This window comes from Rhizobium sp. BK313, from assembly GCF_014193655.1.
Lineage (GTDB): Bacteria > Pseudomonadota > Alphaproteobacteria > Rhizobiales > Rhizobiaceae > Rhizobium.
In genome coordinates this window covers 375,946-390,310 of record NZ_JACHZQ010000002.1, presented here as the reverse complement: position 1 = coordinate 390,310, position 14,365 = coordinate 375,946, and the positions used below count along the sequence as shown (strand labels likewise).

The 14,365-nt window shown below is 60.9% G+C and carries 14 protein-coding genes; 5 read left to right on the top strand and 9 right to left on the bottom strand.

Annotated elements, in window-relative coordinates; genetic code table 11:
- Positions 1 to 125 precede the first annotated feature (125 nt).
- From FHT86_RS14155 to FHT86_RS14125, 7 genes are all read right to left on the bottom strand, one after another.
- Positions 126 to 1,760, bottom strand: coding sequence for a molecular chaperone GroEL (locus tag FHT86_RS14155; RefSeq protein WP_133707434.1), 1,635 nt, complete (start codon positions 1,758 to 1,760; stop codon positions 126 to 128).
- 61 nt (positions 1,761 to 1,821) lie between these two features.
- Positions 1,822 to 2,637: an iron-sulfur cluster assembly protein gene (locus FHT86_RS14150; RefSeq protein WP_133707433.1), complete on the bottom strand. Its 816-nt coding sequence runs from the start codon at positions 2,635 to 2,637 to the stop codon at positions 1,822 to 1,824.
- A gap of 4 nt (positions 2,638 to 2,641) precedes the next feature.
- Positions 2,642 to 3,664 carry an amidohydrolase family protein gene (locus FHT86_RS14145; protein ID WP_133707432.1) on the bottom strand — a complete coding sequence of 341 codons (1,023 nt, stop codon included), beginning with the start codon at positions 3,662 to 3,664 and terminating at the stop codon, positions 2,642 to 2,644.
- Positions 3,665 to 3,741: 77 nt separating this feature from the next.
- On the bottom strand, positions 3,742 to 4,110 hold the full coding sequence (locus FHT86_RS14140) for an MmoB/DmpM family protein (RefSeq protein WP_133707431.1): 369 nt from the start codon (positions 4,108 to 4,110) through the stop codon (positions 3,742 to 3,744).
- Between the two features lie 17 nt (positions 4,111 to 4,127).
- Complete coding sequence (locus FHT86_RS14135; protein ID WP_133707430.1) at positions 4,128 to 5,186, bottom strand: aromatic/alkene monooxygenase hydroxylase subunit beta; 1,059 nt, start codon at positions 5,184 to 5,186, stop codon at positions 4,128 to 4,130.
- A 54-nt stretch (positions 5,187 to 5,240) separates the two neighbouring features.
- Complete coding sequence (locus tag FHT86_RS14130; protein WP_133707429.1) at positions 5,241 to 6,323, bottom strand: NADH:ubiquinone reductase (Na(+)-transporting) subunit F; 1,083 nt, start codon at positions 6,321 to 6,323, stop codon at positions 5,241 to 5,243.
- A 93-nt stretch (positions 6,324 to 6,416) separates the two neighbouring features.
- Positions 6,417 to 8,084, bottom strand: coding sequence for an aromatic/alkene/methane monooxygenase hydroxylase/oxygenase subunit alpha (locus FHT86_RS14125; RefSeq protein ID WP_133707428.1), 1,668 nt, complete (start codon positions 8,082 to 8,084; stop codon positions 6,417 to 6,419).
- Between the two features lie 491 nt (positions 8,085 to 8,575).
- Between FHT86_RS14125 and FHT86_RS14120 the strand changes: the two genes are divergently transcribed.
- The 4 genes from FHT86_RS14120 to FHT86_RS14105 all read left to right on the top strand — a co-directional run bounded on the left by FHT86_RS14120 (position 8,576) and on the right by FHT86_RS14105 (position 10,773).
- Positions 8,576 to 9,025 (top strand): hypothetical protein, encoded by a 450-nt coding sequence (locus FHT86_RS14120; protein WP_133707427.1) that lies wholly within the window; start codon positions 8,576 to 8,578, stop codon positions 9,023 to 9,025.
- Between the two features lie 103 nt (positions 9,026 to 9,128).
- Positions 9,129 to 9,449, top strand: a complete 321-nt coding sequence (locus FHT86_RS14115; protein ID WP_133707426.1) for a hypothetical protein — start codon at positions 9,129 to 9,131, stop codon at positions 9,447 to 9,449.
- Positions 9,446 to 10,561 carry a WD40 repeat domain-containing protein gene (locus FHT86_RS14110; RefSeq protein ID WP_133707425.1) on the top strand — a complete coding sequence of 372 codons (1,116 nt, stop codon included), beginning with the start codon at positions 9,446 to 9,448 and terminating at the stop codon, positions 10,559 to 10,561. Before FHT86_RS14115 ends, FHT86_RS14110 begins: the two co-directional genes overlap by 4 nt.
- Before the next feature lie 23 nt (positions 10,562 to 10,584).
- A complete protein-coding gene (locus tag FHT86_RS14105) occupies positions 10,585 to 10,773 on the top strand; it encodes a hypothetical protein (RefSeq protein WP_133707424.1) in 189 nt (62 codons plus the stop codon).
- Between the two features lie 43 nt (positions 10,774 to 10,816).
- Here FHT86_RS14105 and FHT86_RS14100 read toward each other — a convergent pair whose 3' ends face one another.
- The gene (locus FHT86_RS14100) at positions 10,817 to 11,110 is read right to left on the bottom strand and encodes a ribbon-helix-helix domain-containing protein (protein WP_208116657.1); all 294 of its coding nucleotides are present in this window, start codon (positions 11,108 to 11,110) and stop codon (positions 10,817 to 10,819) included.
- Positions 11,111 to 11,207: 97 nt separating this feature from the next.
- Entirely contained in the window at positions 11,208 to 12,260 is a 1,053-nt protein-coding gene (locus tag FHT86_RS14095; RefSeq protein WP_133707422.1) for an NAD(P)-dependent alcohol dehydrogenase, read from the bottom strand.
- Positions 12,261 to 12,485: 225 nt separating this feature from the next.
- Here FHT86_RS14095 and FHT86_RS14090 point away from each other — a divergent pair, with 225 nt between their 5' ends.
- Positions 12,486 to 14,351 carry a sigma-54-dependent Fis family transcriptional regulator gene (locus tag FHT86_RS14090; protein ID WP_133707421.1) on the top strand — a complete coding sequence of 622 codons (1,866 nt, stop codon included), beginning with the start codon at positions 12,486 to 12,488 and terminating at the stop codon, positions 14,349 to 14,351.
- Positions 14,352 to 14,365: the final 14 nt, after the last annotated feature.

Genomic DNA, 14,365 nt, shown 5'->3' with positions numbered 1-14,365 from the left:
TGCTGGTGTCTGGGATGGATCGGCAGACAGGGTGCCCAATTCTCAAACGCTGCCTGGACGTGGCCTAGCTAACCACGTCCAGGGACCCAATTGTTGGGTCGGCCGCCGCTGGCGGTCACTCTCACTCAGAGGCGCCCAAGTTTCTCTGCGCCCCCGCCAAGCGCGGGGCCGGCCGTCGGGTCGACTTCGTCTTCATGCAGGTCGCCAATCAGCGTTTCCGTCGTCAGAATGAGCTTTGCGACGGATGCCGCGTTGCGCAGGGCCGTATAGGTGACGCGCACCGGATCGATGATACCAGCCTCGATCATGTTCTGATACTTGCCGGTCGAGGCATTGTAGCCGTAGCCGCCGTTGACGCGAGTGACCTCGCCCACGACCGCTGCCGGATCCGCGCCGGCATTTATGGCAATGCGCGACAGCGGTCGCGTCAGCACGGATTTGACGAGACGCACGCCCTCGGCCACGTCGCCGCTTGTCGACCGCAGCACTTCGTCGAGAACGGGAGCGATCTGGGCGAGTGCTGAGCCGCCGCCGGCAACGACCCCCTCCTCCACTGCCGCGCGCACGGCATGCAGCGAATCCTCAATAAGCTGGATCGTGCGCTTCTGCTCCACGGGCGTCACACCGCCGGCATAGATGACCGCCGTGCCGCCGGACAGCTTGGCAAGCCGATCGCGCAGCTTGTCCTGTTCGACATTGGGCGGAGCAATCTCATACTGGCGCTGGACCTGCGCCCGGCGTGCCGCGATCACTTCCAGAACGCCGCCACCGCGTACGATCGTGGTGTGGCTCGCACTTGTTCTCACCCGTTCGGCGGAGCCGAGATCTTCCGGGGTGACGTCCTCCAGCCGGCCGCCGAGATCGCGGGCGATGACCCGGCCGCCGGTCAGGATCGCCAGGTCCTCCATCAGCGCCTTGCGCCAATGACCGTATTCCGGCGGATGGATGACGAGGTATTTTCCAGCGCCCTCCTTGCCGAGCAACATGACGACGGCTTCCGGCGACATTTCTTCGGCGAGGATCATCAACGGCCGGTGCGCCGCATCGGCAATGCGGCGCACCGCGTCCAGGGAGGAGGGATCCTTGATCTTGAGATCGGTCATGAGGATGAAGGGGTGTTCTAGAACGACCTCCATCTTCTCCTGATCCGTCACCATATGGTGCGAGAGATAGCCGCGGTCGAACGACATTCCTTCGACGACATCGAGCGTCGTCTCCGTCGTGACGCTGAAATCGGTGGTGATGACGCCCTCCGTTCCGACACGCTCATAGGCTTCGGTCACAAGCGCGCCGAGCTTCGTGTCGGTGGCGGCGATATTAGCGACGGCGGCCAACACGCCATTGCCCTTGGCGGGTTTCGCGTTGCTCTTCAGCGCCTCCACGATCTTGTCCACGGCGAGATCGATGCCTTTGCATAGATCGACCGATTTCGCGCCTCGCTCGTTAGCCGCGATGCCTTCCTGCACCAGCGCATTCGCCAGGACGATTGCAGTCGTCGTGCCGTCGCCGGCGATCTCGTTGGTCTGCATCGAAACCTCGCGGACCACCTGCGCGCCCATATTTTCGAAGCGATCCGAAAGCTCAATCTCCGACGCGATGCTGACGCCGTCACGCGTCACCAGCGGTGTGCCGATCGGACGGTCGATCATGGCATTCATGCCTCGAGGGCCGAGAGTGGGTTCGACCGCCGCAGCGAGCCGTCCGACGCCACGGGCGAGCGCGCGCCGAGCTTCGGAATTGTGCAGCATCAATTTTGGCATGGTTCCTCCTCCTTCCGCCTTACGGCGGTGCCTGGCCTGCGCTTTCCGTGCAGGCGTGGTTTCAGTGATCGGTGGTGTGCGACGGCGCGGCGGGAGGGGGAACGCGGCCGATGATGAAATCGACCAAGGTCGGCTCGCCATCGATCACTTCCATCTCTTTGTATCGCGTCTGCTTCAGCCCACGACAGAGCGCGCCGTTGAACTCCATATTGATGCGCACACTGCGAAGCTCGCCGAGATAGGCGGTCAGCCGGCCCGGATCGACCGGCATACCATCCCAATCAACGATCACCCTGTCGTCGGGACGCAAGCCCGACCGGCGAGCAAGCAGAGCTTCGCGATAGCGAAGCCGGTGTTTGACAGCATCGGCCTCTCCTCCCCGCAGAGCATCGAAATCCGCTAGCGTCATTGTGGATATCGCGACGTCGGACAATCCGATTGCTCGGAGCCCGAGGATGACTGCCTCCTGCCGGCGCTTGAAAGCCTTCAGCCGAAACTTCGTGCGCAAGGCTTCCAGATCGACCTCGCCCTCGCCCACCAAAGTGTCGAAGATTTCTGAGAAGCTCTTCGCCGCCGCGATCCCCTGGTTCACCTCCGCGGCAAACATGTGGTCATGCAACGCGATGTGGAAAGGTGGCGCCCAGGAAAGGGCATCGAGTGCCGCCCTGATGTCCTCCAGCATCAGGAAGGCAAAATTCGGTGAGCACCAATAGGTCGGCAGGCGAAAGTCGACTTCGACATGGCCATCCTGCGCGATCTCGGCCCGCTCGACGAAGCCCATCTCGGTGACGGGTTCATCCAGTTCGGGGTCGTTCACGCCTTCCAGCCGCCGCCAGAGCTCCCTCTCGCGGCTTTGAGACAGATCGGTCACGCTCATCGGCTCACTCCGCGGCAATGCTGAACGGCGATCCGGCGAGAGCCTTCTTCTTGGCGGCGATGTCGATGCCGTAGAGACGCGCCGCATTGAGGCCGAGGATCTTCTCCTTGATCTCCGGTGTCAGTTGTACGCCACGCTCTTTGGCGATGTCCTCCGGCAGTTCGAAGGCCCAGAGCTTTTCGACGAGCCAGCGCGGCGTCCAGATCGCATAGTCCGAGCCGAACAGGATCTTCTCCGGGCCAACCCAGAACAGCAGCTCTGCAATCACCTCGGCGAAGTAGCGCGGCCGCGAATGGATGAACGGCAGCGCAACGGCAAGCCCGCCGTAGACATTCGTTTCCTGGACGCCGATCCAACAGAAATCATCAAGGCGCGGCAGGCCGCAATGCTCGACGATCCAGTTGAGATTCTGGAAGTCGGTGGCGGCATAATCGACATCATGAACGTCGAAGGCATCCTTGTTGAGCGGGATGATGGTTGGGCCCTTGTGAACGTGGATGTTCTTGATCCCCAGCTTCTCGCAGAGCTCGAAGCAGCGATAGGCATCGGGATCGTTGAGCTTCCATCCCTTGGAGGCGCCGTTCCATTCGGCCGTGTACATTTTCACGCCTTTGATGTCGTAGGTCTCCTTCATGTAGTGGATGTATTCGAGAGCCTTTTCGCCATCGCGAGGATCGAAGGAGCCGTTGACGATGAAGCGTTCCGGATAGCGCTTGGCGACCTCGGCGTTGCGCTCGATCGTGTTGAAACCGTTTTTGTAGAAATCCTTCAGATAGGTCGACTGAACGATCGCCACGTCGTCCGGGCCGTTGATGAACAGGTCCCGGTAGAGATCGTCGGCGCTGTATTTTTCGAACTTGCTCTTCTCCCAGAGCTGCTCCTTGGGGCTGAGCGCGGTGTGGTAGGCATAGAAGCATTCGACGAACTGCTTGCCGTGAATGTTGCGCTGGTTCTCAGGGCTGCCGTCCCAGAAATGCGTATGACCGTCGACGATGAAAATCTCTTTGCCTTCAGGTGTGACGTACATGGTTTTCTCCTCCAAACATGCCTCGTTTCGAAGGGCGCACCGCAAAGGACGCGCCCCTCAATCGCCCTTGCCAGGCGTCAGATGTAGTCGAACACCTCGTCCATATCGCCAAAGAGGATGACCGTGTTGTCGTCAACGCGGACCATGCGGCCGTAATGCGTGGACGTATTGACCTCGAAGATCTCAGCGGTCATCTCGCGTCCGAGATATTCGCTGATCTCGTCCATCTTGAAGACCAGCTTGCCGACACCGTCGATACGGATCAGTGCGGGCTGATAGGTGACGATCACACCGGGCTTCAGGCCCATGAATTCGGCGATGGCGCGAGCCTCGACCGAGTCGTTCATGGTGACGCCGCATTGGTGGGAAATCGTCTGCTCGAAGGTGATATCCTTCATCGATTTGAAGATGTTGTCGTGCGACGTATCGCGTGCAACCAGTGACATGGGAAAAGCTCCTTCGATTAGCGCTTGAGATCGAGTTCACCGAGAATCTTGCCGAGACGCTCCTGCGACTGGGCCTGGACATCGGCAAACGAAACGGGCTTGGAATGCGGCATCGACCAGATCGGCTGCAGGCCCTTGGCGGCCTTGTCGGCAAGCGCCCCGTGCTTGGCGAGCCAGCCCTGGAAGATCTTCCTGTTATAGTCGCCGTGGGAATTGTCGTTGGCGAGCAGGTACATCAGGTCAATCGTATTGGCGAGATTGCGCTCGTAGTCGGCCTCGGCCGCGGAGATGACCGGCGGCGTGACGAAGTCGTGGTTGGCGGCCGCCACCTGCATCAGGAAGCCCGAGCGGAACAATTCCCCGACCAGCGGCTCGAATACGAGGTTGATCGCGAAATACTGTTCGAGATAGTCGGTCGTGCCCATGATGGTTTCGACCGCCTCGCGCGTGCCCTGCCAGACACCGTCCTCCAGCCAGGTCTTCTTGCCGAGTTCGTCATCCCAGCCCGGAATATCCATGCCGATCTCGGCCAGATAAAGGGTGATGTCCTGGGCGAGCCGGAGCTTGTAGGACGAGTTCGTCAGCGTGGCGTTGTTGATCATCTGGGTATAGCCGTAGCGCTGCGCCTGCATCAGCGACGTGCCGAGGCCGAACTCCACATGCTTCCAGGCACCCAGATGCGTCTGAAGGATCTTGAGCCATACCTTGTCGAAGGTCTTTGGCGCCCCGGCACGCCGCGCATTGGCGACGACGCTCTGCACCATGGTCTCGATCTTCGACTGGCGCTGATAGTGGGTGCGCTCCCACTCCTGGTCCGGTGCGCGGAAACTATGCCAGTTGGAGCTTCTGGCGGCGGTATTGTCCTTTACATATGCGCCCTTGCCGTTGGCAAAGGAGATAATCCAGTTCTGGATCAGATAGCGTTCGGGATCCGGCTGGACGTCGACCGTTACGTCCTCGTAATGGGTCGCGCGCTGGCCCTTGGGCTCGAAATAGCGATATCTGCGGCTGTCGGAATCGGCGAAGATTGCCGCTCCGGCCGCGCCTGATCCGACGGAACTCGATAATGCTGGCATGGTTCTCACTCCCGTGTTGCAAAAGATGGATCGTGTCTGTTCCCCACCCGGGCCCTAGTGGCCCGGAAGTGCCGCGGACGACGTCGTGAAGCGATCGAAGAAGATGCGCTCGGTTTCGAAGCCGTTCATGAAGAGGACCGGCTGCAGCGCGTCGATCATCGGCGGCGGACCGCAGGCATAGACGTCGCCGTTGCCGTCGACATCGAGGTCCTTGAGCCAGGCATCAACCCGCTCGTGAACGAAGCCGCGCTCGCCCGCCCAGCCGCTGTTATCGGCGGCGTGCGACAGGACCGGAATGAAGGTCACTTGCGGATGGCGCGTAACCAGTTCCTCGATACGCTCGAGATGAAAGAGGTCGTCCGGCGTGCGGGCGCCGTAAAAGAAATAGACCGGGCGGGACTCGCCGCTCAGCAGGTGATCGTTGAGGATCGACCAGACCGGCGACATGCCTGATCCGGCGCCGACAAGGATCAGGGGTCCTTCGCGTCCTTCCCTTCGGAAACAGGTCCCGTAGGGTCCGACGACGGTGACGTCGGCTCCGATGCGGATGCCTCCGGAATCAAGCTCTCCGGAGAATTTGCCGGCCGGGTATTTCTTGATGATGAAGGAGAGTTTCTGGGTTTCGCGCGGCGTATTTGCCATGGAGAACGAGCGTGTAATCGTCTCCCCTTTTTCCGTGGTGACCGTGATGTCGACATATTGCCCCGCCCAGAACTTCATCGGGGAACCAAGCTCGATCTCGATGCCTCTGATATCGTGGGTCAGCGCTTCGATGTGGGAAATCCGTCCCCTGAACGTTTTCACCGCGATCGCTTTCGACAGCACCTCCTCGTCGTAATTGAGAAGCTCGACCTCCATGTCGGAAAATGCGAGCGACCGGCATAACAGGATATGGCCGGCATCCTTCTCCATGTCGTTCAGCGCGAAGGTCGAATATTTGAGCATGTCGACTTCGCCGTCGAGAAGCACGCATTTGCAGGCGGAACATTGCCCTTCCTTGCAGCCATGCGGCAGCGTGATGCCCTGGCGGAAAGCGGCGTTCAGGACCGTCTCGCCGTTCTCGACCTCGAACTCGACTCCAACCGGCTCAAGGCGGACCTTGTGTGCCGCCACATGCACTTTCTGAGCATCAGCCATCTGGAAATTCTCCCAATTCCCCGCCCCCGATTGAAGAGCGGCCTCGTCCCGGAATACGGAGGCCGGATGCCCGGCCTCCGCCTGGTCTTGCGTTCAATTGCAGGGATTGATGGTGAAGCCCGCGCGATACTCCGCGAGGTGCGTCTCCCGATCGGCCGGCGACATTTCGCGCAGTAACGTCAGCGGCGACTGCAGCGTGTGACCACGGACATGATCGAGCGTCCACATGTCCTTGGGGTCGAAACGCAGGTGCGGCTGCGGCACCAGCGTCTTGCCGTCGGACCGGACGAAGTTCAGGTCCTTGATCGCGTCGGCAAGATCCCAGCCGTGATAGAGCGTCTCCCACTCGCGCTTGCCGCTGAAGCGGCCCATCGCGGGTGTCGGCCGGCCCTGATATTCGTCGGCGAAGGCCTCCACGGCGGTCCAGCGGTCGAGCTCGTGAGCGAAGGTGTGGATCTGACCGTCGATTTCATCGACGACGATATCCTCGCGGATGAGGCAGGGAACGAGGCAACTCCAGCAGCGATGCGGATACACATAGCCGGTTTCCGTCGAGAAGGTGATCGGCGTCTCGCCCGGGCGGCTCAGCTTGTCGTACCATTTCCAGAACTCGCCGAACTCGGAATACCAGCCCGGATACTTGCTTTCGAACCATTCGAAGTCGGCTTCACGCTGGGCCTCGATGCGCCAGAAATTGACCGGCCAGCCCACCGCGAAGAACTGCGCGACCTTGTGGACGTAGTGTTTCTTGGTGATGCGGTTCCAGGCTTCCTGGACATCGTCGTGGTGGATCTTGATGCCGTATTTTTCGAGCGGCAGCATGTAGGTGCGATAGTAGTCCTCGAAGATCCAGCGATGCCACATCTCCGCATAGGACTCCTTGTTCTTGTCGCGGTTCGTAGTGCCATATTCGATGAAGGTGCCAATGGCGGCATCGACGATCGCGTGGTTCTGCCAGAAGGCGTAGCGCAGGTCGCGCTCCAGAAGCAGATGGTTTTCCGGCTCCTTCAGGGCAGCCATCAGCAGCGAGTGGCCGTTGCCGATATGCCGGCTCTCGTCCGACTGAACCGACAGGAAGACGGTCGGTAGCGCATAGTCGCCATTGCGGGCGGCCTCCGACGGCATCGCGACGAAGAGCGTGTTGGTGAACGCGGTCTCGGCGACGACGGTCAGATACAGGCAGGCCGAGGTCATCACGTCACCGGTAATGAAGCCCTCGCCGAACTGGCGGCCGATCGTCGTGGCATAGCACTTGCCGAAGGCCTCCTCGGTGATATCGAAGCCCGCCGGATCGATATAGTTCTCCATGTACCATTTCTTCAGATTCATCTGGATGGTCGAATGACGGAACTCGTCGACCATCTGCATGGTGAAGCCGGTGCGGAGGTCTTCACCCGGCGCGATGCGGGCGACCATGGCCATGGAGCGAGCGGCGGAAATCTCCGGGAACGGAATGATCGCTAGGAACAGCTTCATCCATTCCACCCAGCGCGGTTCGACATTGCGGAACATGTCGCCACGCAACGCCGCATCGAGTGCGCCGTAAACACGATTGTCCTTTTCCTCCTGCATGGGAAAATAGGAGCGCAGCACCTGCTTCATCGGATCGCGCGGCGCCTTGGTGATCTTGTAGTCCGTCGGAAACGTCATCGCTTCCTGCACATAGCTTGGATTCCAACCAAGATCGGAAATCCGCTTGGTCGCCTCGCCGACGGAAATGCCTCGTTGCGAGGTTATCTTATTGAGTGTCAAAGACGACATCGTCCTCAGCCTCCACTGTGTTGCGCCGCAGACCTCAGGCCTCGGCTGGAACGGCGCCAGAAACGCCGCGAGCGAAAGTTGGAACGGCGAGGCAGCGGGACGCGCATCGGCGCTTCCCGGCGGGCCGGCCATTCAGGTCGATCGAGGCAAAGGTCTTCGGGGAGGTTCCGGACTCCTCGGCCGGACACGCCAAACCGCTTCCCCAACTCCTTCGTTCTTCTGTCGTCGCTGTCAGCGCGATAGTTTTATGAGAAGAGACAGTGCAAAGGGCGTGCCAAGTCAGTTTTGCCGTGATTTCGGGACCTGGCGAAGCGCAATATTGAAATGGTGTAAAGTTATTTTACAGTCGTAATTTACAAGTGTAATTTTATTTATATTTATAAGCAGCGCCTATAAGCTTTTGCAATTGCGAAATAAACAAAGATCGACATCCGAAATTCTATGACATATATTTCGGAGTGAAGAGTATTATTTCACACTCGGAAGCAACGATGCCGGACAGGGATGAACACAGGATGCCGCTCGGGGCGATCGAAGGCGACATCACCACCGAACTTGCCGGGCTGATGCAGCGAGATCTCGTCTTCGTGGCGCGCTTCCTGGGAGAGAGCCAACACCTGATGCAAAGCCATTTCCAGCAGTTCATCCTGCGCGAACTCGCCGCTGCGGGCTTCACCGATGAGACCCATCCGATGATCCAAGCCTTCGCGGATCGGCACGCGATCCTGCTGCGCGACTTCGTGTTCGCCGGCGTGTCCTTGTCGCGGCAACTCCGTATCGAGGAGCTTGAGTGGCTGACGGGAGACACGATGATCCGCGTCGACATTTGGGATCAGCTTGGCAGCCATATCGATACGGCAAAGCGGCAGTTCCGAACTCAGCTGCCGGGCCTTCCCGCCATGCTCGAGGCCTGGAAGGCACCGTCGGGAGACAATCAGTGAGCGCGACAGCCTCAGTGTTTATGACCCGCACCGGCTGGATTCCAGCCCTGAGGACGTTGGCCGGGATCCTCGCGCCGCAACTTATGGGTATCAGGATATCGGCATGAGCGCTCAAGACCAGCCAATCCAGGATCTATTGCAGCGGCGCCTCGCGCTCGTCGGGACCATCTCGGCGCTCACCGCGAGAACGCACAAGCTGATCCAGGAAAATTCCGGCGCCGAGATGGAAATCCTTCGCCTGAAACTGGCCTTGGGTCGCAGCCCCGCCGACCGCGAACTCCTCAGAGCCTTGGAAGAGGCTGAAGACCAGGCCGAGACAATCCGTTCAAACCAGGACGACTGCATTGCGGAGATCGAGGCGGCGGAAACGGCGCTCATGGAAATCGATCGTCTGATCGAGGGAGCAAAGGGAGAACAGTCATGAACCAGCAGCCTGTACCGAACGTCACCCTGTTCGACCTTCTCGCCCGCAACTGGCATCGGCCTGCCCCGATCCGCCAAATCTGCTTCAACGACGATGAGACACTGCTTGCCGTCGTGTGCGCGGACGGCTCGGTTGCAATCGCGAGAATGGCGGACAACGAGCCGCCGGAAGCGCGCATCGCGATCGACAGGGGCCAGGCGACGATCAGGCCGCGGCAGGGCAAGGCCGCGCCGCTGATCATGACACGCGTAAAGGGCGCGGGTTCCGTCAGCGCGCACTGTGACGGCGGCTTTCTCTCGGCGGGAGCGAGCGGCGGCCTGCTGCGTCTCAGCCGCGCCGGCGAGATCGCGGAAACGGTCTTTCCCACCGGTCAGCCGGTTCAGGCTTTCGACCACTGCCTGACGACAGGCTCGACAGCGATCGCCGCCGGCGACCGGCTTCATGTTCATACCGCCTCTAACGCATCCAGCGCTGAAGCGGATCTCGGCGGCAAGGCTCCGGAACATATCGCGTTTGCCGCCGACGGAACCAATGTGGCGGTCGCCGCCTCGGAAAGTCTCACCCTTTTTCGCATTGACGATGATCTGAAACCATTTCTGGAAATTCCGCTGCCCGCTCCTCCACTTTTGTTGAGATGGAGCCATGACGGGCGTTGGCTGGCCATAGGTCTCGATGGCGCTGGCTTGTGCTTGGTCGACGTCAATGCCGGCCGCCATGTCGTGCTCGGCGATTTCCCGGCACCGGTTCGCGCCGTGGCCTGGAGCGCGCGGGAAAGGACACTTGTCGCCGCCGGCGCCTACCGCATTGCCGGCTGGTCGATGGAAACACCGCCGTTTGATGACAGCGCCGCAGGCGCCTTGGAGACCGGGCGTGTCGGCCTGGTGCTTGTCGAGGCGGTTGCGGCCCAGCCAAACGGCCGCCTCGTCGCCGCCGGCTATGCCAGCGGGCAGGTGGTGGTTGCGCCGGTCGGAGAGCGCGAAGAACTGGTCGTACGCTCCAGCGGCGGGCCTGTCACGGCACTTCAATGGACGGGCGACGGCCGGCATCTTGCCATGGGCGATGCGCTCGGCAATGTCGCCATCGCCACCTTCCCCGCACAGCTTTTCAAATGATCCACGCATCAATGGAGGACATCATGCAGATCGAACTTTCCGAGGAGGAAAAGAGCAAGGACGCCTTTTTCGAAAGGATCGCCAGACTGTCTCAGGAAATGGTCGCGGCCCACGGCAGGGAGTTCAGCATGGGCGCGCTGGTGCTCGGCGCCCGCTGGATCGCCGAAGGCAAGGCCGATTCCGGCGGCAAGGCGGCTCCTCAAAGGATGTGACTGCCGGGTCGCAGACCAATCCAGCGTCACGGTTTTTTGGCGATCAGGCCCTTTGCCGGGATGCCTCGGTGTGTTCTCGGCATTCCTGCTGATAAAGCAGGCAGACAGTCCGCAGCATCGAGGCGAGATTGGACATGTCGCCATGCTGCTCCAGCGCCTCGCGGTACAGTTCCGCTATCAGCTTCGATGTCGACAAGCCCTCCACGGCCGCCATGTCTTCCAATGTATTCCAGAAGGCCGATTCCAGTCTGACACTCGTCGAATGACCGCCGATCCGGACCGAACGGCTGACCTTCATAAACCGTTCCTGGCCCTGGTGGGTCAAAACCCTACACATCATATCTTCCTCCCTCGCGCTGAGCTTGGCGCATGACAAAGCTCTCCGCCCAGAAACCGGGCGAAGAGCGCCTGTTTTGATGTCGAAGCCGATGTCTTCAAGGGATCAGCACGGCACGTCCGTGAATCCGGCCGTTGTGCAGATCCTTGAGCGCCTTGTTGGCGTCGGCGAGCCTGTATTCGACGGTTGCCAGGTTCACCAGGCCGCGATCGGCGAGCGCCATCAGTTCCACGAGTTCGGCCCAGGTTCCGACGAGATTGCCGATGATGTTCTTTTCGGTGATCACCATGTCCACCGTCGGCACGCGGATATCCTCGCCGTAGCCGACGACATAGTAGCTGCCCATCGGGCGGGTCATTGCCAACCCCCTGGTGGTCGTGCCCTTCTCTCCGACGAAGTCGATGACGGCTTCGGCGCCCTGCCCATCCGTCAGTTGCAGAACGGCCTCGACCTCGTTGCCGTCGGCCTTGACCAGCTTGTCGGCGCCGATCTTGCGTGCGAGCGCGAGGGAGTCTTCGGATGTATCGACAACGATGACGTCGGCGGCGCACATCGCCTTGAGGCATTGGATCGCGATATGGCCAAGGCCGCCTGCCCCGATGACGACGCAGCTCTCGCCGGGCAGCAGATGCCGCGTCGCTTTCTTGACGGCTCTATAGGCAGTCAGACCAGCATCGGCATAGGGGGCGACGTCCTTCGGCGCCAATGTCTTCGGCAAGGCGACGATGTTGCGCTCCGAGGTGCAGAGATATTCCGAGTAACCGCCATTGCTGTCGAGTCCCGGAAACTTGCCGGGGCCGTGCATGTCGAAGCCACGCCGGCAGGCAAGGCAGGTGCCGCCGGAAATCTTCGGATGGACGATGACGGGATCGCCGACCTTGATGCCCTCGACCTCCTTGCCGATGGCTTCAACCCAGCCGGCATTTTCATGCCCCATGATCAGGGGAAGAAGATCGTGGCCGTTCGGATCCATATGCGGCCGCCAGACGCCTTCGATGATGTGAAGATCGGTGCGGCAGACCCCTGCACCGCCGATGCGGACGATGACGTCAGTGGATTTCCTGATCTGCGGATCGGGAACGTCCTGCAGCGAGACCCATTGATCCGCCTTCAGATGGTCGTCATATGTGTTCAGAACCTGCGCCTTCATGCTGATGTCTCCTTCATCGCACAGATGGATGCGTGTTGCGCAGAACAACGAGGCAACTGCCGTTCCAGATAGAATTCTCTTTTGTTAACAGATGCATCGACTGAGGTAGTCGGCGCCTGGCTGTTCATCTGCTGAACGGCGCTGCGAACGAAACTGTCCAGTTTCTGTCTATTGCCATCGCGACGACGGCTGTTATCCTCCTGTTATGATGCATGAGGAGGAGCCATGCAGCGCCTTTCAGGAATCGACCGGGCCCGCAACGCGTTGGAGAAGGGCGAGCGCTTGCCGATCGGCGCGCTTCAGCCTGTTGTTGCCGACAGCTGGCAGCGGTGCCGCGATGGCGGTCTCGATCCAAGCGCCGCGCCGCGACAGAGCGTCGTGGCCTTTTCCGATGTCCGACAGCGGCGCGAGACTGCCGCGTCCATGCGTCGTCTGGCGCTTGCGGAAATGCAGCTTCTGCATTCGCAGATCGCCGGATCGAATTTCATGATCGCGCTCGGCGATGCCGACGGCATCGTTCTCGATACGATCAGCGATCAGGAATTCGCCGGCAGCGCTGCCGGCCGCTCGATCATTCCCGGCAGCATGTGGAACGAGAGCGAGCGCGGCACCAATGCGCTTGGCCTTGCCGCCATGACCGGAAAGCCGGTCGCGATCTATGGCCGGGAACATTATTTCGCCTGTCATGGCCATCTGAGCTGCATGGCGGCGCCGATCTTCAATTCGCAAGGCGATCTTCTCGGCCTGCTCGACGCATCCTGCGCCCATGAGGCGCGACAGGAGCATACGCATGCGCTCGTGCGCATGGCGGCTGCCCAGATCGAGAACGGCCTCGTCTTCCAGGAGTTTTCCGGCAACTTCGTTTTCGCCTTCCATCCGCGCGTGGAATATCTGGATACGCTGTCAGCGGGTCTGATTTCGGTATCGCCGGCCGGCGACATTACCTCGATCAACCGCTCCGGCCGGGCGCTGCTCGCCGGCCTTCCGGCAACCCTCGGCAGCCATTTTGACGCGCTCTTCGAATCCGGCTTCGGCTCGGCGATGGATGGGCTGCTCAGCGGCGGCGTCATCCGCATCCGCGACCGGGCCGGCAGCAGCGTCTTCATGGCCTGCCGCCAGATCGCCCAAGGTCGAGGCTCGCCGCCACGCCAAGCCGTGTCACCCCTCCCGGCCCTATTGCCCCGGCAAGGCTTGCCGGACTTCGTCTGCGATGACAGCGCGCTCCGGCGAGGACTCGCCAGTCTTCCTGATGCCGTCGGGTTCGGTATGCCCGTTCTCATCACCGGAGAGACCGGGACCGGCAAGGATCTGATGGCTCGTCATGTCCATAGCCTTAGCCGGCGAAAGGGCGAGTTCGTCGCCGTCAATTGCGGCGCCGTGCCTGAGGAGCTCTTTATCTCAGAAATATTCGGTCACGAGGCCGGCGCCTTCACCAATGCGCGCGCCAAAGGCGCGCTGGGGCTTGCGCGCGCTGCGGATCGCGGAACGCTGTTTCTCGACGAAGTGGCCGACATACCGCTTACAGCGCAGACCTCACTCCTCCGCTTTCTCGACAATATGGAAGTTCGAGCGGTAGGCGCGCATAAGGCCGAAAAGGTCGATGTGCAGATCGTCTCGGCCACCAACCGCGATATGGAGGAGATGGTGGCGCAGCGGCTGTTTCGCGCCGATCTCTACTATCGGCTCAACGCGTTTGCAGTCCATCTGCCGGCACTGAGGGCGCGGACCGATTTCGCTGCGATCGTCCGGCAGCTGATGGAGGAGATGGCGCCCGGAACGCCCATCACGGATGCGGCTGTCGCCACCCTCTCCGGCAGAAAGTGGCAGGGCAACATTCGTGAACTGAAGACTGTACTGCAACGGGCATTGGTTCGCCGTCATGCCGATTACCTCGACGAGGATTGTTTCGACCAGGGCAGCCTTGGGCGCGAAAGCTTGCAGGATTGCTGCGAAGGATGCAGGGGGCGCCCGCTCAGCCGCGCGAAATGCCAGGAAATCCGCGCCGTCCATCGCCAGACAGGTGGCAATATTTCGCACACGGCCCGCAAGCTGAACCTCTCCCGCACGACGGTTTATAAGCACGTCCAATGACGGGTCGAGCGAGC

Bases quoted from the DNA above. Each gene is read 5' to 3' on its own strand.
- FHT86_RS14145 (WP_133707432.1), bottom strand. From the start codon at position 3,664: ATGTACGTCACACCTGAAGGCAAAGAGATTTTCATCGTCGACGGTCAT.
- FHT86_RS14110 (WP_133707425.1), top strand. From the start codon at position 9,446: ATGAACCAGCAGCCTGTACCGAACGTCACCCTGTTCGACCTTCTCGCC.
- FHT86_RS14130 (WP_133707429.1), bottom strand. From the start codon at position 6,323: ATGGCTGATGCTCAGAAAGTGCATGTGGCGGCACACAAGGTCCGCCTT.
- FHT86_RS14105 (WP_133707424.1), top strand. From the start codon at position 10,585: ATGCAGATCGAACTTTCCGAGGAGGAAAAGAGCAAGGACGCCTTTTTC.
- FHT86_RS14095 (WP_133707422.1), bottom strand. From the start codon at position 12,260: ATGAAGGCGCAGGTTCTGAACACATATGACGACCATCTGAAGGCGGAT.
- FHT86_RS14120 (WP_133707427.1), top strand. From the start codon at position 8,576: ATGCCGGACAGGGATGAACACAGGATGCCGCTCGGGGCGATCGAAGGC.
- FHT86_RS14140 (WP_133707431.1), bottom strand. From the start codon at position 4,110: ATGTCACTGGTTGCACGCGATACGTCGCACGACAACATCTTCAAATCG.
- FHT86_RS14115 (WP_133707426.1), top strand. From the start codon at position 9,129: ATGAGCGCTCAAGACCAGCCAATCCAGGATCTATTGCAGCGGCGCCTC.
- FHT86_RS14100 (WP_208116657.1), bottom strand. From the start codon at position 11,110: ATGTGTAGGGTTTTGACCCACCAGGGCCAGGAACGGTTTATGAAGGTC.
- FHT86_RS14135 (WP_133707430.1), bottom strand. From the start codon at position 5,186: ATGCCAGCATTATCGAGTTCCGTCGGATCAGGCGCGGCCGGAGCGGCA.
- FHT86_RS14150 (WP_133707433.1), bottom strand. From the start codon at position 2,637: ATGAGCGTGACCGATCTGTCTCAAAGCCGCGAGAGGGAGCTCTGGCGG.
- FHT86_RS14090 (WP_133707421.1), top strand. From the start codon at position 12,486: ATGCAGCGCCTTTCAGGAATCGACCGGGCCCGCAACGCGTTGGAGAAG.
- FHT86_RS14125 (WP_133707428.1), bottom strand. From the start codon at position 8,084: ATGTCGTCTTTGACACTCAATAAGATAACCTCGCAACGAGGCATTTCC.
- FHT86_RS14155 (WP_133707434.1), bottom strand. From the start codon at position 1,760: ATGCCAAAATTGATGCTGCACAATTCCGAAGCTCGGCGCGCGCTCGCC.